Genomic DNA, 23918 nt, shown 5'->3' with positions numbered 1-23918 from the left:
TTTATTTCCACAGTTTATTTAAATAAAAAAATTGAAACGTTAGCAAGAATAAAACAATTTTATCAAAAAAATTAAAATCTTTGGGGCTATAGTTTATTAACTGTCCTTTCAAAATATAACTCTCAATCTTATTAAGATTATGCTTTTTTAAAAAATACTCGTATGAATTAACCACATTTTCCACTTTTCGAGTTGTAATTCTCTCATGTCTGTGACTAATGTCTACAACCTGCGTAGGGGCTGATATATACTTAAAAATTATGTTTTTTTTCTTTAATAGATTATACCAACACTCTAAGTCCTGCCAGGCTTTTAAATTTTCATCAAACCCTCCTACTTCCTTTATAATTTTTGTTTTTAAGAAAATTTGATTACCTATAAAATTTTGCTTTAACAATTTTTTAGCTGAATTAACTCCAAAAATTTTAAATATATTAAAACGGTTTGGAGTACGAAATTCATCATCAGCGACTTTTAAAATACTACTAGAGAAGAAACCAATATTATCATTTAATGATGCTTTATTTACGAATAATTTAATTCTATTTTCTAAGAAATAGTCATCATCATCCAACCCTGTAATATATTCACCCCTTGCATTTTCAATAGCAATATTACGACTTACACATGCTCCACTATTCTTCTCTTTTAAAAAAAATCTAATACGTGAATCTTGATTACTAATGTCTTCTAAATATTTATGTGTACCATCTGTAGAACAGTCGTCCACAATAATAATTTCTAATTTTTGGTATGTTTGTTGGCGTACAGACTCAACAGCACGCTTTAATAACTCTACTCGATTAAATGTAGGAATATAAACTGTTACTAAAGGATTATACTGCTCTAAATTCATCATCAATTCTCCCCGAACAAATCTCGCGTATAAACCTTATTAGCATATTCTTTCAGATCGTCACTCATTCTGTTCGCAAGTATGACATCTGAACATAATAAGAACTGATTTAAGTCATTTTGTAGCGCATACGCTTCAAATTTTTCTTGATTTAGGGTCGGTTCATAGATTTGAATTTCAATATTATATTCTTCTAATTCACGAATAATATCTTGAATAGCTGAATCTCTAAAATTATCTGAACCAGCTTTCATGGTTAGACGGTAAACCCCCACAACATTTGGACGTTTTTTCAAAATCTCTTTTACAATAAATTGTTTACGAGTCTTGTTAGAGTGAATAATTGCCTGAATTAAGTTCTGTGGCACATCTTTATAGTTAGCTAATAACTGCTTGGTATCTTTTGGTAAGCAATAACCACCATAGCCAAATGATGGATTGTTGTAATGCTTACCAATACGAGGGTCCAAACTTACACCTTGAACGATATCTAAAGTGCTTAGACCTTGCTTTGCACAGTAAGTATCTAATTCATTAAAATATGCAACTCGCATTGCTAGATATGTATTTGAAAATAGCTTAACAGCTTCAGCTTCAGTTGCATTCATACAAAGTGTTGGAGCATTTTGATTAACAGTAGCATTCAAATAAAGCCGAGCAATTGCCTCTCCTCGCTCCGACTTCTCACCCACAATAATTCGTGATGGATACAAATTGTCATAAAGTGCTTTTCCTTCACGTAAAAACTCTGGGGCGAAAACAATTTGTTCTGTTTTAAATTTTGCTTTTATTTGCTCTGTATAGCCTACAGGTATCGTAGATTTAATAATAATGGTAGCAGTTGAATTAATTGGTAAAATTTGTGAAATGACACTTTCAATTGACGATGTATCAAAGTAGTTGGTATCAGAATCATAGTTCGTAGGCGTTGCTACAATGATGTAGTCTGCTTTTTCGTAAGCATCTTTTGCATTTACAGTTGCTATTAAATTAAGCTGATTTTCTTCCAACGCTTTTTCAATATATTCATCAGCAATAGGAGATTTACGGTTATTAATTGACTTTACACGATCAACATTAATATCTAAGCTTGTTACTCTATGCTGACATGCAAATAGTACAGCATTTGATAAACCTACATAGCCTGTACCTACAACAGTAATACTTAACACTTGACAATTCCTAAGACTGAGATTTTAATGATTTTTTAAAAATAGGGAAAAAATGTATCTTAAACAAAAGGCCATTTTTATAGAAGTAATTAAAAAATGTTAGCGAAAGCAACTCAATAATCAATACACTATATGCTGCACCAATTAGCCCAAAATAATGGATCATAACATATGATATAGGTAATGCAGTTATTGCGACGCACATCATTTTTTTTGAAATATAGCTGTAACTTTCTTCTTTCACCAAAAAACGTGCTGAAATAGTACCCAAACTACTACATAACGTTGCCAGACCCAATATCACTATCAAATCATAGGCATTTCTATAATCACTTCCATAAAGCAAGTTTAATACCCACTTACCTAAGATAGCCAATAGCGATATAATTATCAAAGATATAACCAGTACTACAGCATTTAATTTTGCAATCATCGTATATGACACATAGTTGTTTTTTTCTTGATAGATTTTACTTAAAACTGACGTAATGATAGATGTATTAATAAAAGCCCAAGACATCCCCAAAGTTACTGCAACAGCATATAGACCTAACTCATGAGTGGTAGTAAGTGCTGCTAACATAAGACTTGTTACTTGCGTATACAATGTAACAGCCAGGGTAGACAATACCAAAGCACTGCCCGCACCTAAATAATAATTTCTATAAGACTTCAAACTGAGAGGTTTTAAATGCTGATTTCTATTAAAAATATACTTCTTGATTAGATAAGGAATTAATGTAGTCAGAACGATAGGAATTCCTAAAAAAACGTAATCCAACTCTAAAAAAACGATTACATACCGAACAATTAAAGCTACACCTAAGCCTATTATATTTACAATTGCATTAATATAAGAGTGTAATACCGCATTATTGTAAATCGTATATATATCTTGAGTAATAAAATATGCTGCGAGTGCAGTTGCTGTACCAAAAATTAACGTTAAAAAATCAGAGTAGTAATATAAACCCAATAAAATTGGCATTGAACATGTAAAAAATAAAATCTTTCTTAAATTTTGGGTCCCAAAAAGATATCTTAGACCTGAACTTGGATTTCGACTTACTCGCTTAAATAAAATTTCTTGATTCCCAAACCAAGTTAATGTTTGCACAAAACCAAATAATGTTGCTGTAAAAGCTATTTTACCAAAGTTAGTCGGTCCTAGATATTTAGCTACATACGATGTAACGAAGATAAGACCAAAAATTGATATAAACTTTTCCAACATCATCCATAAGGAATTTGAAACAATTCTACCTGAGAGAAATTTCATAATTCAGGCTGTACCTCATAAGATAAAGTTACTAAACTGACTAAGTAGCGAACAATATCATACCGCCTTGTGCTTTTAATACAATAAATTTCTTAAACACTAATACTAGCTTCATCTTTTAGAATTTAACAAAATATGGAGTATTACACCCTGTCATCAAAAATATCCTTATATATATTTATTGTTATATTTGGTATAAAATGTCGCTTAGCTTTATATAGTTAAGTTAAGATTAATTTTTGAATAATCATAAATGTATACAATATAGGAATACGAGTGAGTCACTATCGTTATAGTTTGCTGTTAGCATTAAGTTTAAGCTTTACAGGATGTGCTGTTACCTCAGGTCTTCAAACCTATGACTTACCTGAACAAGGTGTTTTTCAGACGGATTTAGGGACTGAAGTCAATGTCATCAAACTCACTCAAGAAACTCTTTTTGCTGTTCAACCTGCACAAGTCAATGTCCACCAAGATTTGGGACATTTGTTTCTACAAAATCAAAAACAATATCAACTCAGTCCAGGTGATGTACTATCCATTTATCTATGGGCATATCCAGAAATTACACCACCCACCAATAACATTAGTAATGAAGAAGCCATTAAAGCTAACGGGTACCAAATCGACTCTCGTGGCTATATTCAATTTCCGATTATTGGACGGTATAAAGCGGCTGGCAAAAGTTTAGATCAAGTCAATCAAGAACTTCGTCAATTACTTGCGCGTTATTTGAAAACCCCAGATGTTATTGCTCGAGTTTTGTCTTACCAAGGTCAGCGCTATTCGGTACAAGGCAATGTCATGAAAGGTGGTCAATATACGCTGAATGACCAACCCACCAGTATCTATACTGCGCTTGGCTTAGCTGGAGGCGTCAACACACAATTTGGTGCAAATACGTCGATTAGTCTGGTTCGCAATGGTCAAACCTATAATTTAAATTCGATTGAGCTGGAGAAAGCAGGGTTTTCACTACACAATCTTTTGGTGCAAGCCAACGATACGATTTACGTGAACTCACGCGAAAATCAAAAAATCTATGTCATGGGTGAGTCGGGGAAAAATCAATCTCTACCAATGCGTGATCAGGGCATGACTTTAAGTGATGTGATTGGGGAAAGTTTAGGGCTTAATCCATTATCTGCAAGCAGTAGTAAAATTTACGTCGTCAGAAGTCAAGCTGACTCCCCGATGACTGAAATCTTCCATATGGATCTGTCTAGCATTGCCAATTTTGGTCTCGCCAATCAGTTTAAAATGCAAAGTAATGATATTGTGTATGTTGATGCGACAGGTTTAACGCGCTGGCAACGTGTGGTCAACCAGGTAATTCCTTTCTCCAATGCTTTATATAATTTAGATCGTTTGGGGAATTGATGAATTTTCAAAATATTTTAGTGGTCTGTATTGGAAATATCTGTCGAAGCCCCATGGCAGAGTATTTCCTAAAAGATGCGTACCCTGATCGAAACATACACTCTGCTGGGATTTCTGGTCTAGTTGGCCATCCTGCAGATGATAAAGCATTACAATGTATGCAAAATTTCGGTATAAATATGCAAGATCATGTGGCGCGCAAACTGAATGCTGAATTGGTCAAAAATGCGGATTTGATTCTTGTCATGAGCCAGAACCAACAGAAGCATATCGAACAAACATGGCCATACGCAAAAGGAAAAACCTTTCGCTTGGGGCACTGGCGTGAAAAAAATATTGCGGATCCTTACCAACACGATCAAGCATTCTTTAATGACACCTGTCAGTTGATTCAGGATTGTATCGCTGATTGGAAAAAACACCTTTAATATTTTGAATAAAGATTATGAGTCAAACCGCGAATACCGAAGATACAATTGATTTAAAAGAATTATTTTTTTCATTAATCGCACAATGGAAACTGATTGCCTTGTGTGTGATTTTGAGTCTGGTCTGTGCCCTACTCTACTTGCGTACAACACCAGATACCTACTCTGTTGATGCTTTGGTCCAAGTTGAAGAAAGCAAAGGGACTTCAGCAGCACTTTTGGGTGATCTCTCAAGTATGATTGAGCAGAAACAACCCGCTCAAGCAGAAATTGAAATCCTAAAATCTCGATTAGTCCTTGGTTCAGTGATTGAGAATTTAAATTTAGATCTTAGGGTATCTGGTACGCAAAACTCTTTCTTTAATCGTTTATTTTCGCCACATGACTATTCGACCAGTTATTCACGTCAATCTGTGATTTTTAAGGATGACGAAAAATTTTTTGCTATTCCACATTTTCATATTCCTCAGAAATTTCGTGACCGTACATTGGCGCTGAATTTTACTGAGAAACAATTTACCCTGACGGATATAAAAACCGAAGAAGTGGTGCTAAAAGGTTCAGTAAACCAACTCAATCAAATCTCTACGCGTGATGGCGTATGGAAAGTTGAGATTCGCACACAAGATCAATTGAATGACCGCTATATCATCACCAAACAGTCTTTGCCTGCTGCGATGAAATCACTTTTGGCCAACTATTCAGTGGCTGAAAAAGGGAAAATGACTGGTGTTTTAGGATTAAACTATCAAGGTCAAGATAAAGAGCACATTACAAAAGTCCTGAATACGATTTTAAATGCGTATAGTCAGCAAAATGTAGAACGTCGTTCTGCCGAAACTGCGCAAACGCTCAAATTCTTGGATGAACAACTCCCAGAACTAAAACAACAACTGGATGTCGCCGAACGTGAATTTAACAAATTCCGTCAAGGCTTTAATACGGTTGATGTCACCAAAGAATCTGAATTGTATTTGACGCAAAGTGTTGCCTTAGAAACACAAAAAGCAGAACTTGAGCAAAAAGTCGCTGAAGCGGGTGCGAAATACACCAACGAACATCCAATCATGCAACAAATGAACGCTCAACTAGGCGCGATCAATAAAAAAATTAATGAATTGGATGGCACATTAAAACAACTCCCAGACTTGCAACGTCGCTATCTACAGTTATTCCGTGAAGTTGAAGTCAAACAACAGTTGTATACAGCTTTGCTGAATTCGTACCAACAACTTCGCATTGCGAAAGCGGGGGAAATTGGTAATGTTCGTATTGTTGATACTGCCGTAGAACCGATTGAACCAATTAAGCCTAAAAAATTACAGATCCTAATTCTGTCCATTGTCCTTGGTGGTTTCCTCGGGACACTTCTGGCGCTGTTACGTAATATGATGCGCTCAGGCATCAAAGATTCTAGTCAAATTGAAAATGAATTAGATCTGCCGGTTTATGCAACGGTACCGCGTTCTCCAATGCAAGAAAGCCGAATTAAGATGCTGAAAAAGCATAAGAAAATCCCAATTCTGGCGATTAAGAATAGCGATGACATTGCGATTGAAAGTTTACGCAGTATGCGCACGGCGATTCATTTTGCGCTGAGTTCAGCTCGAAATAATGTGATTATGATTTCTGGTCCTGCACCTGAAGTGGGTAAATCATTTATTTCAACCAATTTAGCAACAATATTAGCGCAAGCCGACAAACGTGTTTTGATTATTGATGCTGACTTACGTCGTGGTTATCTACACAAATATTTCAATATTGAAACACAGCCAGGTTTGACTGATTACATGACTGATCAGCACTCTCTACAAAATATTATTCGAGACACTGAAGTCGCTGGTTTAAGTGTGATCACCCGTGGTAAGAGTCCGAGCAATCCATCTGAGATGTTGAGTTCTGAAAAATTCAAACAGTTGCTTGAACAGCTTTCAACACAGTTTGATCATGTGATCATTGACACGCCACCTGTACTTGCGGTGACTGATGGTATTATCATTTCGCAATATGCAGGTGTGAATTTGGTCATTGCTCGCTATGCGAAGACACAAATGAAAGAACTCGAAATCACAGTCAATCGTTTCGAACAAGCCGGTGTGAAAGTGAATGGCTTTATTCTAAATGACATTCAACGTAATGCGGCAGGTTATGGCTATGGTTATAACTATGCGTATGCGTATAAAGCATCAAAAGACAATGATTAATTATTGTTGAATAAAAGCCTGATCTATTCAGGCTTTTTTTATGCCGATCTAACACTGTATATTTGTGAAATTTTGTTGATTTCATTGAAATTCTATATCGCTGAAAGTGAATTGACGCTATGCTGTTTTGGTTCCGCGATTTTAGAATGTCGCACATAGAATTGAAAAAAATTGGAAATCTCATGAGTAAAGCTTTACCCATCGCTGTTGCTGTCGTTTTAGGCGGTGCTGCGCTCGTCCCTGTTTATTATGCAAGTCAACATCCAACATCTGCGACAGTTTCTAGCATGACTGCAGATGCAAAACCGATTGATAAAATCAGTTATGCACTCGGTTATGAAGTTGCCAGCCAAACTCCTCCTGAAGTTGCCATTGATCCGTTTATTGTCGGTGTTCGTGAAGCGCATGCTAAAAAAGAACGTGCCTATACCGATGAAGAACTGCAAACTGCCTATGTGGCTTTACAAAAAGAATTAGAAGAAAAAAAAGTCGAGGACTCTAAAGCTGCCAATGCACAAAGCAATAGCTTCCTTGCTGAAAATGCGAAAAAACCGAATGTTAAAACAACCGCTTCTGGCTTGCAGTACCTCGTCAGCAAAGAAGGTACAGGCAAACAACCTGCTACAAACTCCGTGGTTAAAGTGCATTACACCGGTAAATTACTTGATGGCAAAGTCTTTGATAGCTCGGTTGAACGTGGTGAACCGATTGAATTTCCGTTGAATCAGGTCATCCCTGGTTGGACCGAAGGCCTACAATTGATGAAGGAAGGCGGTAAAGCAACCTTATATATTCCATCAAATCTGGCTTATGGTGAACAAGGTGTTCCTGGTACGATTCCACCAAACAGCACGCTCATTTTTGATGTTGAATTAATCGAAGTCAAATAAGTTAATCAAAAGGAGAGCCTGCAGCTCTCCTTTTTTGGATTTGAATGATGAAAAAAATCTCTATATTAAGCAGTCTGCTGATCCTCAGCTCTGGCTCATTTGCGGCAAACATTAGCAATAAAAGTACTGAAAAAGATCAGCTCGGATATAGCTATGGCTACGTAATGGGACGTACTAATGCGGATACATTAAAAGATATTAATTTGGATGCTTTTATTGAAGGATTGAAACAAGGCTCAACTGGTCAAAAATCGAGTTTAACCGATCAAGAAATGGCGCAGGCTTTAACCAAATACAAAAAGCAAAGCGAATCGAAACAGCTGATTGAATTTCAAAAATTAGCTGCAGAAAATTTAAAATCTGGGCAGCAATTTTTACAAGAGAATACCAAAAAAGCAGGTATTGTCACACGACCAACAGGGCTGCAATATCAAGTGATTCAGCAAGGTCAAGGCAAAACACCTAAAGCGACGTCAAAAGTGAAAGTTCATTATGAAGGGCGTTTGATCGATGGGACGGTATTCGATAGTTCGATCGCACGTAATCAAGCGGTTGAATTCCAATTGAGTCAAGTCATTCCGGGTTGGACTGAAGGCTTACAACTCATGAAGGAAGGTGCTAAATACCGCTTCTTTATTCCTGCTGATTTGGCCTATGGTGAGATCGGTTCAGGCGATGCGATAGAGCCGAACAGCACCTTAATCTTTGATGTCGAACTTTTAAAAGTTTTGCCTTAATGTTCACATAACTTATAAAAAACATCGCGGAAGCGATGTTTTTTATGTTTTTATTGAGAGTCTGTTTGAAGCATTAGCCGTGTTTTAACTGTCTTGGTCTAAAGCCAGTCGCAAATAAACCCATTACATAGGCAACCACACCTAATACACAAAGAGCAAGCACTTCAAATACACGAATCCACGGTGCTACATCTGGGTTATACCAGCTTAGACCATACCATAGGGCTGCGATCATCACGGCGTTACCCACCATAAATTGGAAAAATAACTTTTTCCAGTGCGGACCAAATCGGAATATTTCACGCTTGTGTAAATAGAAATATAGCATCCCTGCATTGACTAAAGCAGAACCTGTAGATGACAACGCCAATGCCATATGGAGTTCTTCCCAGCCCATCCATTTGAAGATACCAATAAAAACCACATTGAGAATGGCATTGGCTGCAACTGCCATTAGGCCAACACGTACTGGGGTTTTGGTATCTTGAATCGCATAAAATCCAGGAGCAAAGACTTTAATCAACATGAATGCCAAAACACCACCACTCATACATTGTAATGCCAAAGCGGTCATTTCTGTCGCTCGTGCATCAAAAGCACCGTGTTGGAACAGCGCTTGAATAATCGGTGTAGACAACATAAATAAAGCGATACTGGCTGGGATACCAGCAAATACGATGACACGTGCAGCCCAATCTAACATGGCCTTAAATTTAGTTTGATCCTGTTCAGCTTTACGCGCAGAGAGTGCAGGCAGAATCACCGTTCCAATGGCTACACCAATTAAGCCCAAAGGCAATTCGGTCATCCGTTCTGCAGTATAAAGCCATGACACAGAACCATTTTGCATAAAAGACGCCCAAATGGTATTGAGTAGTAAATTAATTTGTGTGACTGAAACCCCAAACAGTGCAGGCAACATTAATTTTAAAATACGCTCGACACCTTCGTGCTTAAAATCAACTTTAGGGGGGATCAGGAGTTTTTTGCGCCACAGTTCCGGAATTTGTAGGGCTAATTGCAAAATGCCAGCAAACACCACTGCCCAACCCAATGCCATAATGGGTGTTTCCATATATGGAGACAGCCACAAAGCCCCTGCAATCATAGCAATATTCAACAACACTGGCGCAAATGCGGGTGTGGTAAATGAGCCATAGCTGTTTAAGATACTGCTGGCAAATGCCGTCAGCGACATAAACATCAGGTAGGGAATGGTGAGACGGAATAAGTCGACTGACAAATCAAATTTGGCTGCATCGGCATGAAATCCTGGCGCATAAACATACAATATCGCAGGTGCAACAATCATACACAGCAAAGTTAATGCAGTCATCACGGTAAGCAAACATCCAAATACCCGACTAATTAGGATCTGAACTTCAGCATGGAGTTTGGTGGTTTTATATTCTGTGAGAACAGGAATAAATGCTTGGGAAAATGCACCTTCGGCAAAAAGACGCCTAAAAAAGTTGGGAATACGAAACGCTACAACAAAAGTATCGAAGTCTTTACCTGCCCCGAACACATTTAACAGCACCATGTCTCGAATAAGCCCCATGACACGAGACAACATGGTCATTGCACTCACAATAAAGGTGGATCGCCAAAGCGCCATCATATTCACCACTTAAAAAGATTGACGATATTGTAATAAAACTTCGCTTTTAAATTGTTATTTCATTCGACAAAGCATCATATTTTTCGTTGATTTAATTGATCTCTAAAATAAGACCATTGAAAATGCGGTCCTGGATCGGTCTTTCGTCCAGGTGCAATATCTGAATGCCCTGCGATATGACTTTTAATTTTAGGATAAGCGTGTTGAAGTGTTGCCACGACCTCAACTAAAGCTTGGTATTGTTGTTCCGTAAAATTTTGATCATCACTACCCTCGAGTTCAATGCCAATCGAATAATCATTGCATTCTGGATTTGCCATATACGTAGAGCGTCCCGCATGCCAAGCACGGTCTTTAAAGTTAACAAACTGTAAAATTTCGCCTGACCTTAAAATCAATAAATGTGCTGAGACCTGCATCCCTTCAATGGTTTTAAAATAAGGATGTGCATTCCAATCTAATTTATTTTGGAAAAACTGCTCAATATAGCCTCCTCCAAACTGTGAGGGCGGTAAGCTAATATTATGGATGACCACCAGTTGAATGTCAGTATGGTCTGGTCTTTGATTAAAATTTGGTGAAGCAATAAATCTTGCACCTTGTAATACACCATCTACCACTTGAAGCTTGGGTACATTCGACATGTGTGATCTCAATCCGTGTTTGCAACTTATGACAATTCATCCACGCTCATCTTTGCAAAAGACTTGGACGAAAAAAACAGCACCATTACTTGAGGTGCAATGGTAATATATTGCTCATTTTTCTGGTGCCTACAATAGGGATTTTATGAGCATACCGCAATCTTTGCTTGAACAATCAATTCAAATCAATATCCAACAAGCATTGCAAGAAGATATTGGTGAGCGTGATATCACCGCATTGCTGACACCTGAAGATGAACAAGCAACAGCAACCATTATCAGTCGTGAAACGATGATTCTTGCAGGACAACCGTGGGTCAATGCTTTAATTAAAGCCTACGATCCAAGCGTTGATGTGATTTGGTTAAAGCAAGATGGCGATCAAGTTCAAGCCAATGAGGCATTTTTAAAACTAGCAGGCTCAGCACGCAGTCTGTTAACCGTTGAACGCCCAGCACTTAATTTTATACAAACCCTTTCTGCTGTTGCTACAAAAACGGCTGAATATGTGAAACATTTAGAAGGTTTAAATACCAAACTACTGGATACACGTAAAACATTACCTGGCTTACGTATTGCGCAAAAATATGCGGTGGGTGTAGGTGGTGGTCAAAACCATCGTTTAGGTTTATTCGATGCTTTTTTAATTAAAGAAAACCATATTATGGCTGCAGGTGGTATTCAGCAAGCAATCGAAAAAGCGCATGCCATTGCACCAGGTAAACCTGTGGAAGTCGAAGTTGAAACTTGGGATGAGTTAAACCAAGCTTTAGATGCTGGTGCCGATATCGTCATGTTGGACAATTTCAGCCAACAACAAATGATTGATGCAGTCAAGCATGTGGCTGGTCGTTGTAAATTAGAAGCTTCAGGTAATATTACCATCGACAACTTACGTGAAGTTGCTACTTCAGGCGTCGACTTTATTTCCATGGGTGTACTGACTAAAGATGTCAAAGCCATCGATTTATCTATGCGCTTTAACGCTTAATTGATTCAATCCTATCTCTCAATAAAAAAGGGGCTTTGCTCCTTTTTTTATATGCTTAAAACTGTGATGCTACATTAACTTTATCGCAAGAATACAAAAAAAATTTGAATTTATATGGTTCTATTTGATACCTCCCACGCTTTAAGATTATTTTTTAATCAAAATCATAATAAACCTATAGAATGCAAAGTAAATCATTAAATTTCAACTATTTATTCGCCTTAATTTTACAATTATTCAATTTTCTGTCATGGAATGCTGCCTAATTTTCATTCATAGTGAAGCCAATAAATACAATTAAACCCATGAGTTCGCATTGTCTAAATAATAGGAGGGTGTCAACGCATAGACCATGCAGAATGTCAGTGAATAAATAAAAAGAAATGCAGTCATCGGATCGATTGCATCCACCATGTTGTACATTAGGGAAATCACATGAAAACGCAAATGATCTATACGCTTTTAAGCGTCGCGATTAGTAGCAGCTTACTCGTCGGTTGTAAAAGCTCCAGCGAATCTGGGGGGAATTCAGGCGGTGGTAATGGATCACAGCCAACTCCGACCAATCCAACTGATCCTGACAATCCAACGAATAAACTTGAAAAAGAATTCGTGACTGTTTTATCAACTCGCCCCGATCTTGTGACAGATAATGATGTATTGATCGAATTAGACCCATCGATTAATTTTAATGACGCAAATATAAGCATTCATTTAAATGGACAGGACATCAAATCTCGCTTTTCTAATGCTCAGAATAGAGTGCTATTAGATGGATTACAGTTAGGGGAAAATCTACTTAAAATTGAAACACCAAATGAAATTCAAAATTTATATTTAAAAAATTTCAGTACCACAGGCCCTCTTTTATCTGGACCTCAAATTAATCCATGGACCTGTACCAACGGCTCGACTGATTTATTTTGTCGTAAACCTGTTCAATATAATTACTACTATCGGAATTTGGTCGGAACTTTACAAACCTATAATCCTGAGAAACCACCTTCGGCGGGCCTGATTTCCAAAATTAAGACCGATACAGGCGTAGAAGTGCCATTTATCATTCGAGAGGAGGTCGGCTATCAAAATCGTGATGAATATCGGTTTGCTGTATTGTTTAATCCTAATCAGCCTTGGACTGCGCTGAATCCACAGCCCCAATTTAATAATAAGCTGTTAGTAACCCATGGGCAAAGTTGCGGTAATGATTATCAGTCTGCAACCGCGCCTACCGTGGTTGCGACATCAACTTCTATTTTGCCAGATATTACCATCAAGGCTTTGGGCAAAGGTTATGGCGTCATGTCTACGGCGCTATCCAACAGTGGACATAACTGTAATTTGGCTGTTCAAGCTGAATCAATCATTATGGCCAAAGAACGTTTTATCGAACAATACGGCACTTTAGACTACACGATTGGACAAGGCTGCTCAGGTGGCGCGCTCGCATCTCAATGGGTAGCTAACGCTTATCCAGGTGTATATCAAGGTTTGTTAGTAACGTGCTCCTTCCCTGATGCATGGAGTACAGCGTCTCAGTTTGCTGATTATCATATTATGATCAATTATTTTAAAACAGCAGAAGGCCGCTCTTTCCTCCCTCATCAAATTAACCATATTCAAGGTCATATTTCTGAGATTAATGGTTATGTCAGTGAACTTGCGCAATTCGATGTTGCTCGACCAAATACAATTTGTAGCGGAATATCAGAAACACAACTGTACAATGCCACCTCAAATCCGAATGGGACACGCTGTTCAATTCAAGAGGCTGCTGTAAATTTGTTGGGTCTCAGAAATCCAACTGAAGTTGATCCAAATACACAACAGCTTAGACAAATTTGGAGTCCTGTCGAAAACCAGCGAAATATTGGGTTTGCTAACCTACCAATTGATAATGTCGGTGTGCAATACGGGCTTCAAACCTTATTTGATGGTGTGATCAATGCTGAAAAATTTGTTTTATTAAATGAACGCCTCGGTGGAGTCGATATTGATATTAATCCAATTCCCGAACGGTTATATGCCACGGAGCAAGGTTTAAAAAATGCTTATCGAACTGGTTTAATCAATGTTGCCAATAATTTAGATCAAGTGGCGATTATTGATTGTCGTGGTCCAGATCCAGCGATATTCCATGATGCTTACCGAGCATTCGCGATTAGAGCACGTTTAGACAAAGCACACGGACATCATAACAATCAGCTTCTGTATGGAGGTGATACCATTATGATTGGCGATCTTAAATGTTTAGAAATCAGTTTCGATGATATGAACCAATGGTTGGATCGCGTAAAAAATGATACAAGCAATTTACCTCTGCCACAGAAACTCACTCGCAATAAAGTAAATCTTAACGACTCATGTATCACATTAGGAACGATTCGAAGATCTGGGTTCTGCAATAACCTTCGTGTACCGGTCTATAAAACACCGCGAATGGTAGCAGGTGATCAAATTAGTACCTACGCCAATAAATGTAAACTACAACCACTCACACGTCGTCTTTACCCCAATATTAACTTTACAGATGAGCAATGGACTCGATTACAAAAAGTTTTTCCAGATGGTGTTTGTGATTACACCCAAGATCCTGTTGGGTTTGGTAAAACCTATCCGTGGTTAACCTATCAAAATCAAAATGGACAGAACAATGATGTCATTTATGGTGGTAAGCAACTGGATGAAGATCCAAATCGCCCTGAGGAGCTTATAATGCCTCAACTTCCGAAGGGTTGGATCTCTAATTCATTTCAACTGTCTTAATACCTGAATTTTTCAATTCTGAAAAAAGCCGTGAACATTCACGGCTTTTTTTACTTCATGTTTAAGGTTTAGGTTGCAATAATCCCATCATAGGATCAGTACATGTGTGCTGCCCTGTTTCAATACGTCCAGCAAATCGACGTTCATAAGCCTGCTCTCCCTGCTGTTGGGCGATTACCACATTAAAATCATACCATCCCCAAGACTCCGTTAAATCGAGATGAAGTTCAGCCTCATTCGCTTGTGTTTTGACAGCCCATACTTTTTGATTGTAGTACGCATTGTCCTTGACCATCATCTCCACAGTTTCAGCCCCATCATGCCGTATTTTTAAAATTATTTTAGGTTGACAGGCTTCATAGCAAATTCGAATTTCCGGCAAATGATCTCTTTCAATTTGATGGTGAAGATTTCCTTTAAATGCTCGATGATAACCATTTGGTCCAAGTACCCAAAGATCATATTGATCATCTACTAGCTCCCAAACATCCTCCAGCTGTTTGCCTGCCTCCACCATAAAACGTCGAGGAATGGCATTTAAATCTAGTTTGTCATAGACATGGAAAACCGCACCTTGTTCTCCACCATTTGCGAAAATCAATTGTATGTTTCGGGTTGCAACCTGTACGCGCGCGCTGATATGTAATAAATAAGGTAATGCTCGAGAATGACGTATTCCAGATTCTTGCACAGGAAATTGTTGATTTGCTGGGACTGGAACCTTGCTCAGTTGCTCTTGCGAATGACGCGTATTGTCAGCTTCTTGTTTTGTTCTTTGCCCATTGAGTGTTGGCAGAATATTAAAGTTAGGTGTCTTAAAGTCAAACGCCGACGTAAGGTCACCACAGACCGCTCTACGATAAGGGCTAATATTAGGCTCTTGCACGCCAAAACGTTGCTCAAGAAATTGAATAATTGAAGTATGATCAAATACCTGAGAGTTGACCCATCCCCCACGACTCCACGGTGAAATGATATACATTGGAACACGTACTCCTGGACCATACACACCATGCCAGAAGTTTTCATTCTTACCATTTTTAAATTTTAATTCAGGCTGTGCTATCGAACCTGATACAGGTGGGTGATTGAAATATTCATATGATATCTCTTGTTCTGATAACGTGGTTTTACCATGAACTTTTACGATATCACCTGCTTCATTGATTTCTCTTGATGGTGCAGACGGCGATGGTACATGATCAAAGAAACCATCATTTTCATCAAAATTGACCAGTAAAACCGTCTGACTCCATAACTCTGGATCTGCCGTTAAAGTGTTTAACAGTTCTTGAATGTACCACGCGCCTTGAACAGGACTTGATGGTCCCGGATGTTCACTATACGCTGCCGGTGCGACCACCCAGCTCACCTGTGGCAATTTACCCTCTAAGATATCTTGTTTAAATTGTCCTAATAAACCGCCGTCCTTAGGCATCGTATTGGCAATACCCTTATAGAGAGGTTGTCGTTGATCAATACGCTCATCATATTCAGGCGACAAAATATTGGCATGGCTAACCGGCTTACCAGATAATTCATTGGCTTTGCGATATTGCTTAAATCCAGCTAAAGGATTATCCGTAAAATTATCGGGCATATTTTGATAAACCTTCCAACTGATCCCAGCTTGCTGTAAGCGTTCAGGATACGTGGTCCAGCCGTAACCAATCATTGATGAGCCAATACTATCAAACTCGTTGACTACACTCGCGACACCTGCAGCAGTTGGCCCGTTGGTCCCTGTCCAAATAAATTTACGATTGGGATTAGTTCCCGCGTGCATAGCGCAATGGTAGGCATCACATAAAGTAAATGCTTCTGCTAGTGCAAACTGGAACTCGAGCTCTTGTTTCTTAAAATAGCCCATGGATTGGGGTTGTTTATGTTCTACCCAATTGCCCATACGCCCACAATCCCAAGCGGCTTGACCATCCTTCCATGAATGAGGTGTGCCCGAAACACGTTGAGCATTGCCCAATGAACTGTCTAGGTGATAAGGCAAAATTTTATTTTTGTTGCCATCATACTGTTCCCACACCGCTCTTTTACCACTCAATGGAATGGTGAATCGATCACCAAAACCACGTACTCCTTTGAATGTTCCAAAATAGTTATCAAAAGAACGATTTTCTTGAGTCAAAATCACCACATGTTTCACATCTTGAATAGTGCCAGTTTCCACTTTTGCATCAATTGCTAAAGCTTTTTGAATACTCAGCGGAAAACTTGCTAATGCAGATGCGCCCAATAATGTCTTGGTCGAATTTAAAATAAAGTCACGACGGTTCATATATTTATCCTGTTGTTATTCTTATTATGGTTATGGAGCACAGTGGATTTCACAGCTTGGATCTGAAGGTTGCGGTTTGGATGTTTGGTTATCATCATCTCCCTCACAAGCTGTTAACAAAATACTTGGTGTAAGGATGAGTATAAAAAAATAAGCTCGCATGTAGTTATCCTTCTCGTTTTATGCGAACTCAGTGATACGCTTTTTTCGTGACGCTGCAATGAAGCTTCAATTGCAAATCTATGAAATAAAAAAAGCACCTCTATCAAGGTGCTTTTTTACAATCAACGCATGCAATCAAATGCGAATTACCAGCCTAGTGCTTGTTGTTGCTTTTGAATTAACTCTTGAATGCCTTTCTCAGCCATTTCAAGCATTGCGTTACATTGCGTACGCGTGAACGGTTTATCTTCCGCAGTACCTTGAATTTCAATAAACTCACCCGCCTGAGTCATCACCACATTCAAGTCTGTTTGGCAGTTTGAATCTTCTTCATAACATAAGTCGAGTAGTACTTCGTCTTGATAAATACCAACAGAAATTGCAGCCACCAAACCTTTGAGTGGATCTTGTTTGATTTTCTTTTTCTCAAGTAATGAATTCATAGCATCAATCAAGGCTACCGCAGCACCTGTAATAGACGCTGTACGTGTACCACCATCGGCTTGAATAACATCACAGTCGATTGTAATCGTGTTTTCACCCAATTTCTTCAAATCCACCATAGCACGTAAGCTACGACCGATTAAGCGTTGAATTTCTTGAGTACGTCCACTTTGTTTACCACGAGCTGCCTCACGGTCACTGCGTGTATGGGTTGAACGTGGCAACATGCCATATTCAGCAGTCACCCAACCTTGGCCTTTTCCTTTCAAGAAGCGCGGTACTGAATTATCAACACTGGCAGTACAAAGAACTTTGGTATGACCAAATTCAACTAAAACTGAACCTTCTGCATAACGTGTATAGTTTCGAGTAATTTTAACGTCACGTAACTGGTCTAATGCACGCTGGTCAATACGCATAATACGTCCTAATTTTTACTTAAAAAAGATTGGGCACATTATAGCAGATTGATGGCATCTAACTTTGTTATAAGTCCGTGTTTTAAAATTGCAGTTTCATTTAAAAACATACATTGGTTTGAACTGAGTTGACATAAAAAATGATCAGACTTCGTTTAACGCCCATATGTATAATGATCACTATTCTTGATAATGTTCGATTACATTTTGAAATTTTTCTTCATTCTGTATTTTGTTATTCTTTATTAAATTAGAATAATTGGATCTAGCATGACTAGCCCTATTTTTTTGCATGAACTGCCAGAAGAGCAGCTAAAAAAGCTTTCCCAAGATGATATTCAAAAGATTCACCAAGCAGAGCAACTCTATTGGAGTAATAAGGCGTATACCAAATTTTATGCTGCATTTAATGGTTCTAAAACGAAAAAAGGTGGTTTAGTAAGAGCATCTACTGATACCTATAAGGTCAAAGGTATTTCTTTAGCTTTAGTAGGCGATGAAGCGATATATACTGATGGTTCAACAGCAAAAATTATCTCTGGTGCTGGTAGTGCCATCACTGTTCATAATCGATCCGCAGCACTTATTGGCTCACCATTAGAAAATGGTGATGAAATTATCGATAGTCCAATAACCGCTCATGTCTTACGTTTGTATCATGATGCCGCTTTACCCAAAGATTTCATGATTTCTATAATTGGGGGATCAAAGAATGTCTAAAGGTTTTGGCATTCATGGCTCTACCACAAGCCACGGTGGAACAGTGTTATCCACTCAATCGCGAAGTTCTCAAATGGGAAACCTATTTCTTCGTGCGGGAGATGGTTTTGCTTGCCCTAAATGCAAAACCTGGTCCACTTTGATTAAAAGCAATGACCATGTGATTTTTGATGGTAAAGCAGTCGCTTATGTCGGTGATAAGTTCACGTGTGGTGCTACTTTAATGCCTAAACAAGTTCATGTTGTTGGCACAAGCGGTGGAGCTAGTTCTACTTCTAGTATCTCAACAAAAACCACACCTCTCATGAGTAATTTAGTTGAAGATAATGCGAAAGAAATCCATAAAATTCAGTTCAAAATTATAGATGAAGATTCTCAGGAATTACTTTCAGATATGTTGTATGAACTTTATAGCAAAGAATCAGGGGAATTATTAGTTCAAGGCTATACAGATGAACACGGCATGACAGCGATTTACGAAAGCGAGTATCAACCAGAAGCTATTGAACTTATAACGTTGGACTTGTCGAAGACATTAGATCCCTTATAAATAATACTAGGAGAAAAAATGAGTGATACTGGTCGCTTAATCTATCATAGCAATTACGATAAAACTCCTATTCAGGCTCAAGCAGCGGAACGAATTGATTTAAAAGGAACAGTCAATATGTGCCGAGCTGATGATGGGTTTCTTACAGCATGTGAAGGTTGGCAAAACTTAATTAAAGTGAAACAAATAGTACCTTATACTTTTTGTATTCCACAGCATCTTTGGGATCATATTAAGAGACGACAACCTTTTGAGTATGATATGGCTTTAAGATTCGGCTTGGAGTTTGATTTAAGGCAAATTGAGAAAGATACACCTGGATTTATTTATACTGAATATTTTCACACAATGATGTATCTCAAATTTGCTACATATATTACTAAGGTTAGTAAAGACAAAGCACTGATAGCAGCCACTGAATTATTAAAAGATACATTTAAAATTCGAATTGCTGCTCATTATAAAAATAAGGAAGATATCATTCAGCTTACGCCAGCTGGCTATGGTATGTTTTCAAAAGCAGAATATGTCGGTAAAGCCGGGCAAATTCTAAAAAATGGTGGTCCTTTTATGATTAGTGAAAGATTGTATACGATGATTTTTGGAAAAAGATGGAATAAACAAGCTCATAGTTTTGCTGTTTCAGAAGGCTACAGAACTCCTAGAAAAGAAGAATTTGAAAAATTTGATGGAACGTATTAATGAAAAAGATCTTCTCTCTATTAATTTGCTCTCTGCTTCTTTCTTCTTGCTCTAATGCTAAAAAAAATACAATTGATGAAGACGAGTTAGATAAACAAATAGTACAAACAAAAATTATGGCTATTTCAAGTAGTTTAGAAAGTGCAAGCTTTGTTTATAGAGCTGCATATAAAAATTCAGAAAACCCTTCGGAAGTTAACGATCACTTATATTTATATGCTTTGAGTGAAATTGAATCACTTTTTAATACTTATGATATGGGGGGGTTAGACTATAAGAAAGACATTACAAGTTACAGGTTAATATCGGGGGATGCTATTGATTCAATGTGTATTATTAATAAATTTTTGAAAAAATATCAGAATCATTTGGAAAGAAAAGAATTAGCAAAACGATATGATGCAACTTTGAATAAAACTTTTGTGTTGCAAAGTGAATATTTAAATCTTTTAAAAAATGATCCAGATTTAATTAATGGATCTCAATGTTTAAAGTTAAATTAATATATTTTACCTTATGCGTAATTAAAAGCCCAATTATCACCAATCGGGCTTTTTTGTTGACTCTTCACGTTCCACGCTTAAAACTTTGATCAATGCTCCATGCCTTTCATGAATTAAACTAAATAGTGGTACTCAAGCAAATATTCCTCTTAATTTTCTTATAGATTGAGAAATTTTAGCTGTCTTATCATTTGGTAAAGAACATTTAGCTAAACGAACCCAAACGCTCCAGAATTGTTTCATAAAGTTAGCTTCATTATAGTGAATGCCATATTCCTCACATAATGCTTTAATTTTTGGCGCAGCTTCTGCATAGCGATTTGCAGGCATATCAGGGAATAAATGATGCTCGATTTGATGACTCAAATTACCACTCAAAATATGCAGCCATGATGTTCCCGTAAAGTTACTTGAACCTCGAATTTGACGTAAATACCATTCTGCTCGCGTTTCATTTTCGGTATTATCCATCTCAAATGTTTCTGCATCTTCAGTAAAATGACCATTAAAAATCACTGCAGATGACCATAAACTACGAATCACATTTGCAACTGCATTTCCTGCGAAGACAGGAAGCACATTTGGACCAGCGATAATCGGGAAAAAGACATAATCCTTCACCACCTGACGTCTTACTTTTTTTCTTAATTTTTCAGCATCTTTCCACACTTGTTTCCAAGATTTGGTTTTATAAACAAGCGCGTCTTCCAAGTGTAGGTTTTGAACACCGACATACCATTCAAAAAACACCATCAATTGAATCGCTAATGGAATATTAAACAAAAATCTTGGTTCCCAAGGTTGAGATGCTGAAACACGAAGTAGACCATAACCTACATCATGATCCATCCCCACAATATTGGTATAGGTGTGATGTACATAGTTATGGGTATATTTCCAGTCATCGCCTGTTGAGATGGTGTCCCAGTCATATGTCGCACCGTTTAAACTAGGATCATTCAACCAGTCAAATTGACCATGCATCACATTATGTCCAAGTTCCATATTTTCAACAATTTTGGACACGCCCAGTAATCCTGTACCTACCAACCAAACAGGTGGAATCCAACCACCAAACATCAGCAATGCACGTGAGCCAATCTCGCTATAACGAACAAAGTTGCGAATCTTATAAATATATTTGGCATCTTGTTCACCCAAATCATTCATAATACTGAGTCGGATCTGCTCAACGCGTTGTCCAAATGCTTCAATTTGCTCAGCGGTCAGATGTTTAGATTTTGATTGCCATGTTGTATTAAGTGACATATTCATTATTTTTCTCCAGTCTTATACGATACCGTTAAATTACAAATTAATCACAACAGGGCTTACTGCCTGACTAATACATAATTTAATTTGTCGATTTGGCTCATGTTCAATTTCACCTGTGAGCATATTTTTAGTAGCGCCACTCACTTTGTTACAGACACATGCATTACAAATACCCATTCGGCATCCATGAGCGGGTCTTAATCCAGCCTCTTCAGCACTCACCAATAAACTTTTTTGAGCTTCAAACGATTTCTGACTGCGGATAAACGTGACAGATTGTTTTTCAATTTCTTCATCTACACGGATTTGAAAAAACTCTTGTTTGAGCTGATTGCTGATCCCCTCTTCATGACAAATTTGATTTACAGCTTGCATCATCGAAGTTGCACCGCATGCATAAATCTGTGCTTGCCTAAAACTTGGCATTAACTGCTCTAACAACGCCAATGTCAGATATTGTTTATGTTGGCGTGTATTAAAATAGTGATAATTAAAATGATCATGTTTTGAAGCGAGGTGTTGTAGTTTCACGTGGAACGCGTCATCTCGACAGAAATAAATCAAATAGATAGGTACAGATAATGTGTTTAAAGCCTTCGTAAGCAATGCATAAATGGCGGTAATGCCACTCCCCGACGCCAATAACACAATTGGCTGTTGAGTCGGCTCAAGCGTAAATTCACCTTGCGCTTGAGAAATTTCCACAACAGAACCTATCGCCAATTGGCTTAAACAATTCGAAACTACTCCTTGAGCTCGGACAGCAATCACCAGATTACCTGTCGCAGAAATTTCCACAATCGAATAACTACGTTGTAGACGCACGCCTGCAACTACGACTGTGACTAAAACACTTTGCCCTGCCTCAATCTGTTGAAAATCGAAATTGTGATTTGGACATAAATGAATCTCATAGAAATCGTGACTAAGTGCCTGACGACTCACGAGCGATGCTTTGACTTTTTTCCAAGCCAAAGTGGGATGTATTTTTTCAGCGATAAAATCGACGAAATCTTCTCGAATCCATTCAGGACGATATGACAGATAACTACTCATCTCAAACGTTCCTCTTTTGTATTTCAATTTAATTGAGTGAACAAGTGTTCTAATAGTGAACATGTGTACACTATATTGATTTTAAAATTGAGTCAACACATGTTCACTGACATTCGTCGTTTAATTTTTATATTTTTTTGATAGACTCATCTCGACTTCACTTCTCAGGTTTTAAGATGTCTATACGCGATGAACGTAAACAACAAAGTCGTCAGGCTTTACTGGATGCCGCTTTGCGCTTAAGCACATCTGGCCGTTCATTTAGCAGTATTAGTCTGCGTGAAGTTGCACGTGAGGTTGGTTTGGTGCCAACAGCCTTTTATCGACATTTTCAAGATATGGATGAATTAGGCCAAGAGTTGGTGGATCAAGTCGCGTTATATTTGAAAACCGTACTTCATCAGCTCGGTCAAGGTTTGGCCCACCCTGATGCGAAAGCCGAAACCAGCATGGAACTTTTTTTTGAAGCCATCGATTTAAATACCCAACCTTGGATTTTTATGATCGCAGAGCGCTGGGGGGGTTCTGAAGTGGTAAGACGTGCGATTGCTCGTGAAATTGAGTTTCTAAATTCTGATTTGGCCAATGACCTACAAAAATTCGAAATCGTACAAAATTTTCATCAAGCTGATGATCTAAAAATGTTGTCGAATATTTTAATTAATTTATGTTTTACATGGGCAATGTCTTGGATTAGCTTGGGCCGTCAATATTCAGGTATGGAGCTTGAATTACAAAAATTAGTACTCAAAAAACAGTCCATTACCCAAATACGATTAATCTTTAAAGGGATTTTGAATTGGAATAATACTGAGGCATAAAAAAA

Annotated in this window: 21 protein-coding genes; 12 read left to right on the top strand and 9 right to left on the bottom strand. The window is 37.9% G+C overall.

Translation table 11 applies throughout. The features are described 5' to 3' along the window. Window position 1: 1 nt before the first annotated feature. From AC1M9B_RS11770 to AC1M9B_RS11760, 3 genes are read right to left on the bottom strand one after another with little or no spacing between them, the layout of a single operon-like run. Window positions 2-859, bottom strand: a complete 858-nt coding sequence (locus AC1M9B_RS11770; protein ID WP_481609160.1) for a glycosyltransferase — start codon at window positions 857-859, stop codon at window positions 2-4. Next, window positions 859-2028, bottom strand: coding sequence for a nucleotide sugar dehydrogenase (locus AC1M9B_RS11765; protein ID WP_481609159.1), 1170 nt, complete (start codon window positions 2026-2028; stop codon window positions 859-861). The genes AC1M9B_RS11770 and AC1M9B_RS11765 overlap by 1 nt, the downstream gene beginning before the upstream one ends. A 10-nt stretch (window positions 2029-2038) precedes the next feature. Then, window positions 2039-3307: an oligosaccharide flippase family protein gene (locus AC1M9B_RS11760; RefSeq protein ID WP_481609158.1), complete on the bottom strand. Its 1269-nt coding sequence runs from the start codon at window positions 3305-3307 to the stop codon at window positions 2039-2041. A gap of 276 nt (window positions 3308-3583) precedes the next feature. Here AC1M9B_RS11760 and AC1M9B_RS11755 point away from each other — a divergent pair, with 276 nt between their 5' ends. The 5 genes from AC1M9B_RS11755 to bamJ (AC1M9B_RS11735) all read left to right on the top strand — a co-directional run bounded on the left by AC1M9B_RS11755 (window position 3584) and on the right by bamJ (AC1M9B_RS11735) (window position 8946). Continuing rightward, window positions 3584-4687: a polysaccharide biosynthesis/export family protein gene (locus tag AC1M9B_RS11755; RefSeq protein WP_481609157.1), complete on the top strand. Its 1104-nt coding sequence runs from the start codon at window positions 3584-3586 to the stop codon at window positions 4685-4687. Beyond that, window positions 4687-5115, top strand: coding sequence for a low molecular weight protein-tyrosine-phosphatase (locus AC1M9B_RS11750; protein WP_481592147.1), 429 nt, complete (start codon window positions 4687-4689; stop codon window positions 5113-5115). Before AC1M9B_RS11755 ends, AC1M9B_RS11750 begins: the two co-directional genes overlap by 1 nt. A gap of 17 nt (window positions 5116-5132) precedes the next feature. Further along, the gene (locus AC1M9B_RS11745; RefSeq protein WP_481609156.1) at window positions 5133-7319 is read left to right on the top strand and encodes a polysaccharide biosynthesis tyrosine autokinase; all 2187 of its coding nucleotides are present in this window, start codon (window positions 5133-5135) and stop codon (window positions 7317-7319) included. 182 nt (window positions 7320-7501) lie between these two features. Next, window positions 7502-8209: a BamJ family beta-barrel-assembly machinery protein gene (gene bamJ, locus AC1M9B_RS11740; RefSeq protein ID WP_481609155.1), complete on the top strand. Its 708-nt coding sequence runs from the start codon at window positions 7502-7504 to the stop codon at window positions 8207-8209. Window positions 8210-8256: 47 nt separating this feature from the next. Then, complete coding sequence (bamJ, locus tag AC1M9B_RS11735; protein ID WP_481609154.1) at window positions 8257-8946, top strand: BamJ family beta-barrel-assembly machinery protein; 690 nt, start codon at window positions 8257-8259, stop codon at window positions 8944-8946. A 73-nt stretch (window positions 8947-9019) separates the two neighbouring features. On the opposite strand, the gene murJ is transcribed toward bamJ (AC1M9B_RS11735), so the two are convergent. After that, on the bottom strand, window positions 9020-10573 hold the full coding sequence (gene murJ / locus AC1M9B_RS11730) for a murein biosynthesis integral membrane protein MurJ (protein WP_481608143.1): 1554 nt from the start codon (window positions 10571-10573) through the stop codon (window positions 9020-9022). A gap of 68 nt (window positions 10574-10641) precedes the next feature. Next, complete coding sequence (gene ampD, locus AC1M9B_RS11725; RefSeq protein WP_481609153.1) at window positions 10642-11211, bottom strand: 1,6-anhydro-N-acetylmuramyl-L-alanine amidase AmpD; 570 nt, start codon at window positions 11209-11211, stop codon at window positions 10642-10644. Window positions 11212-11356: 145 nt separating this feature from the next. Here ampD and nadC point away from each other — a divergent pair, with 145 nt between their 5' ends. Together nadC and AC1M9B_RS11715 are read left to right on the top strand one after the other, a co-directional pair. Continuing rightward, complete coding sequence (gene nadC / locus AC1M9B_RS11720) at window positions 11357-12202, top strand: carboxylating nicotinate-nucleotide diphosphorylase (protein ID WP_481609152.1); 846 nt, start codon at window positions 11357-11359, stop codon at window positions 12200-12202. Between the two features lie 435 nt (window positions 12203-12637). Continuing rightward, window positions 12638-14968, top strand: a complete 2331-nt coding sequence (locus AC1M9B_RS11715) for a DUF6351 family protein (protein ID WP_481609151.1) — start codon at window positions 12638-12640, stop codon at window positions 14966-14968. A gap of 61 nt (window positions 14969-15029) precedes the next feature. On the opposite strand, the gene AC1M9B_RS11710 is transcribed toward AC1M9B_RS11715, so the two are convergent. Further along, window positions 15030-17261 (bottom strand): phosphocholine-specific phospholipase C, encoded by a 2232-nt coding sequence (locus AC1M9B_RS11710; protein ID WP_481609150.1) that lies wholly within the window; start codon window positions 17259-17261, stop codon window positions 15030-15032. Between the two features lie 308 nt (window positions 17262-17569). Beyond that, a complete protein-coding gene (gene rph / locus AC1M9B_RS11705; RefSeq protein ID WP_035270511.1) occupies window positions 17570-18286 on the bottom strand; it encodes a ribonuclease PH in 717 nt (238 codons plus the stop codon). A gap of 270 nt (window positions 18287-18556) precedes the next feature. Here rph and AC1M9B_RS11700 point away from each other — a divergent pair, with 270 nt between their 5' ends. Genes AC1M9B_RS11700 through AC1M9B_RS11685 form a run of 4 tightly spaced genes read left to right on the top strand, consistent with a single transcriptional unit; the run spans window position 18557 to window position 20761 of the window. Continuing rightward, window positions 18557-19006 carry a PAAR domain-containing protein gene (locus AC1M9B_RS11700; RefSeq protein ID WP_179999988.1) on the top strand — a complete coding sequence of 150 codons (450 nt, stop codon included), beginning with the start codon at window positions 18557-18559 and terminating at the stop codon, window positions 19004-19006. Then, window positions 18999-19556 carry a PAAR domain-containing protein gene (locus AC1M9B_RS11695; RefSeq protein WP_481596474.1) on the top strand — a complete coding sequence of 186 codons (558 nt, stop codon included), beginning with the start codon at window positions 18999-19001 and terminating at the stop codon, window positions 19554-19556. Before AC1M9B_RS11700 ends, AC1M9B_RS11695 begins: the two co-directional genes overlap by 8 nt. Before the next feature lie 18 nt (window positions 19557-19574). Beyond that, window positions 19575-20258: a hypothetical protein gene (locus tag AC1M9B_RS11690; RefSeq protein ID WP_155756988.1), complete on the top strand. Its 684-nt coding sequence runs from the start codon at window positions 19575-19577 to the stop codon at window positions 20256-20258. After that, window positions 20258-20761, top strand: coding sequence for a hypothetical protein (locus AC1M9B_RS11685; protein WP_035268821.1), 504 nt, complete (start codon window positions 20258-20260; stop codon window positions 20759-20761). Before AC1M9B_RS11690 ends, AC1M9B_RS11685 begins: the two co-directional genes overlap by 1 nt. Before the next feature lie 132 nt (window positions 20762-20893). Here the strand turns inward: AC1M9B_RS11685 and AC1M9B_RS11680 are convergent, their stop codons facing one another. Next, a complete protein-coding gene (locus AC1M9B_RS11680) occupies window positions 20894-22030 on the bottom strand; it encodes a fatty acid desaturase family protein (protein WP_481596484.1) in 1137 nt (378 codons plus the stop codon). 39 nt (window positions 22031-22069) lie between these two features. After that, window positions 22070-23092: a flavin reductase family protein gene (locus AC1M9B_RS11675; RefSeq protein WP_481596475.1), complete on the bottom strand. Its 1023-nt coding sequence runs from the start codon at window positions 23090-23092 to the stop codon at window positions 22070-22072. Window positions 23093-23268: 176 nt separating this feature from the next. On the opposite strand from AC1M9B_RS11675, the gene AC1M9B_RS11670 reads away from it, so the two are divergent. Next, window positions 23269-23913: a TetR family transcriptional regulator gene (locus AC1M9B_RS11670; protein ID WP_481596476.1), complete on the top strand. Its 645-nt coding sequence runs from the start codon at window positions 23269-23271 to the stop codon at window positions 23911-23913. The last annotated feature ends 5 nt before the right edge of the window (window positions 23914-23918 follow it).

The organism is Acinetobacter sp. ANC_7513 (genome assembly GCF_056779915.1).
Note: the sequence above shows the minus strand (reverse complement) of the source record. Positions and strands in the feature narration are given on the sequence as shown.

Coding starts and splice junctions, on each gene's coding strand:
- AC1M9B_RS11770 (WP_481609160.1), bottom strand. CDS start 859: ATGATGAATTTAGAGCAGTATAATCCTTTAGTAACAGTTTATATTCCT.
- AC1M9B_RS11760 (WP_481609158.1), bottom strand. CDS start 3,307: ATGAAATTTCTCTCAGGTAGAATTGTTTCAAATTCCTTATGGATGATG.
- AC1M9B_RS11750 (WP_481592147.1), top strand. CDS start 4,687: ATGAATTTTCAAAATATTTTAGTGGTCTGTATTGGAAATATCTGTCGA.
- AC1M9B_RS11745 (WP_481609156.1), top strand. CDS start 5,133: ATGAGTCAAACCGCGAATACCGAAGATACAATTGATTTAAAAGAATTA.
- bamJ (WP_481609155.1), top strand. CDS start 7,502: ATGAGTAAAGCTTTACCCATCGCTGTTGCTGTCGTTTTAGGCGGTGCT.
- bamJ (WP_481609154.1), top strand. CDS start 8,257: ATGAAAAAAATCTCTATATTAAGCAGTCTGCTGATCCTCAGCTCTGGC.
- ampD (WP_481609153.1), bottom strand. CDS start 11,211: ATGTCGAATGTACCCAAGCTTCAAGTGGTAGATGGTGTATTACAAGGT.
- nadC (WP_481609152.1), top strand. CDS start 11,357: ATGAGCATACCGCAATCTTTGCTTGAACAATCAATTCAAATCAATATC.
- AC1M9B_RS11715 (WP_481609151.1), top strand. CDS start 12,638: ATGAAAACGCAAATGATCTATACGCTTTTAAGCGTCGCGATTAGTAGC.
- AC1M9B_RS11710 (WP_481609150.1), bottom strand. CDS start 17,261: ATGAACCGTCGTGACTTTATTTTAAATTCGACCAAGACATTATTGGGC.
- rph (WP_035270511.1), bottom strand. CDS start 18,286: ATGCGTATTGACCAGCGTGCATTAGACCAGTTACGTGACGTTAAAATT.
- AC1M9B_RS11700 (WP_179999988.1), top strand. CDS start 18,557: ATGACTAGCCCTATTTTTTTGCATGAACTGCCAGAAGAGCAGCTAAAA.
- AC1M9B_RS11695 (WP_481596474.1), top strand. CDS start 18,999: ATGTCTAAAGGTTTTGGCATTCATGGCTCTACCACAAGCCACGGTGGA.
- AC1M9B_RS11690 (WP_155756988.1), top strand. CDS start 19,575: ATGAGTGATACTGGTCGCTTAATCTATCATAGCAATTACGATAAAACT.
- AC1M9B_RS11685 (WP_035268821.1), top strand. CDS start 20,258: ATGAAAAAGATCTTCTCTCTATTAATTTGCTCTCTGCTTCTTTCTTCT.
- AC1M9B_RS11680 (WP_481596484.1), bottom strand. CDS start 22,030: ATGTCACTTAATACAACATGGCAATCAAAATCTAAACATCTGACCGCT.
- AC1M9B_RS11675 (WP_481596475.1), bottom strand. CDS start 23,092: ATGAGTAGTTATCTGTCATATCGTCCTGAATGGATTCGAGAAGATTTC.
- AC1M9B_RS11670 (WP_481596476.1), top strand. CDS start 23,269: ATGTCTATACGCGATGAACGTAAACAACAAAGTCGTCAGGCTTTACTG.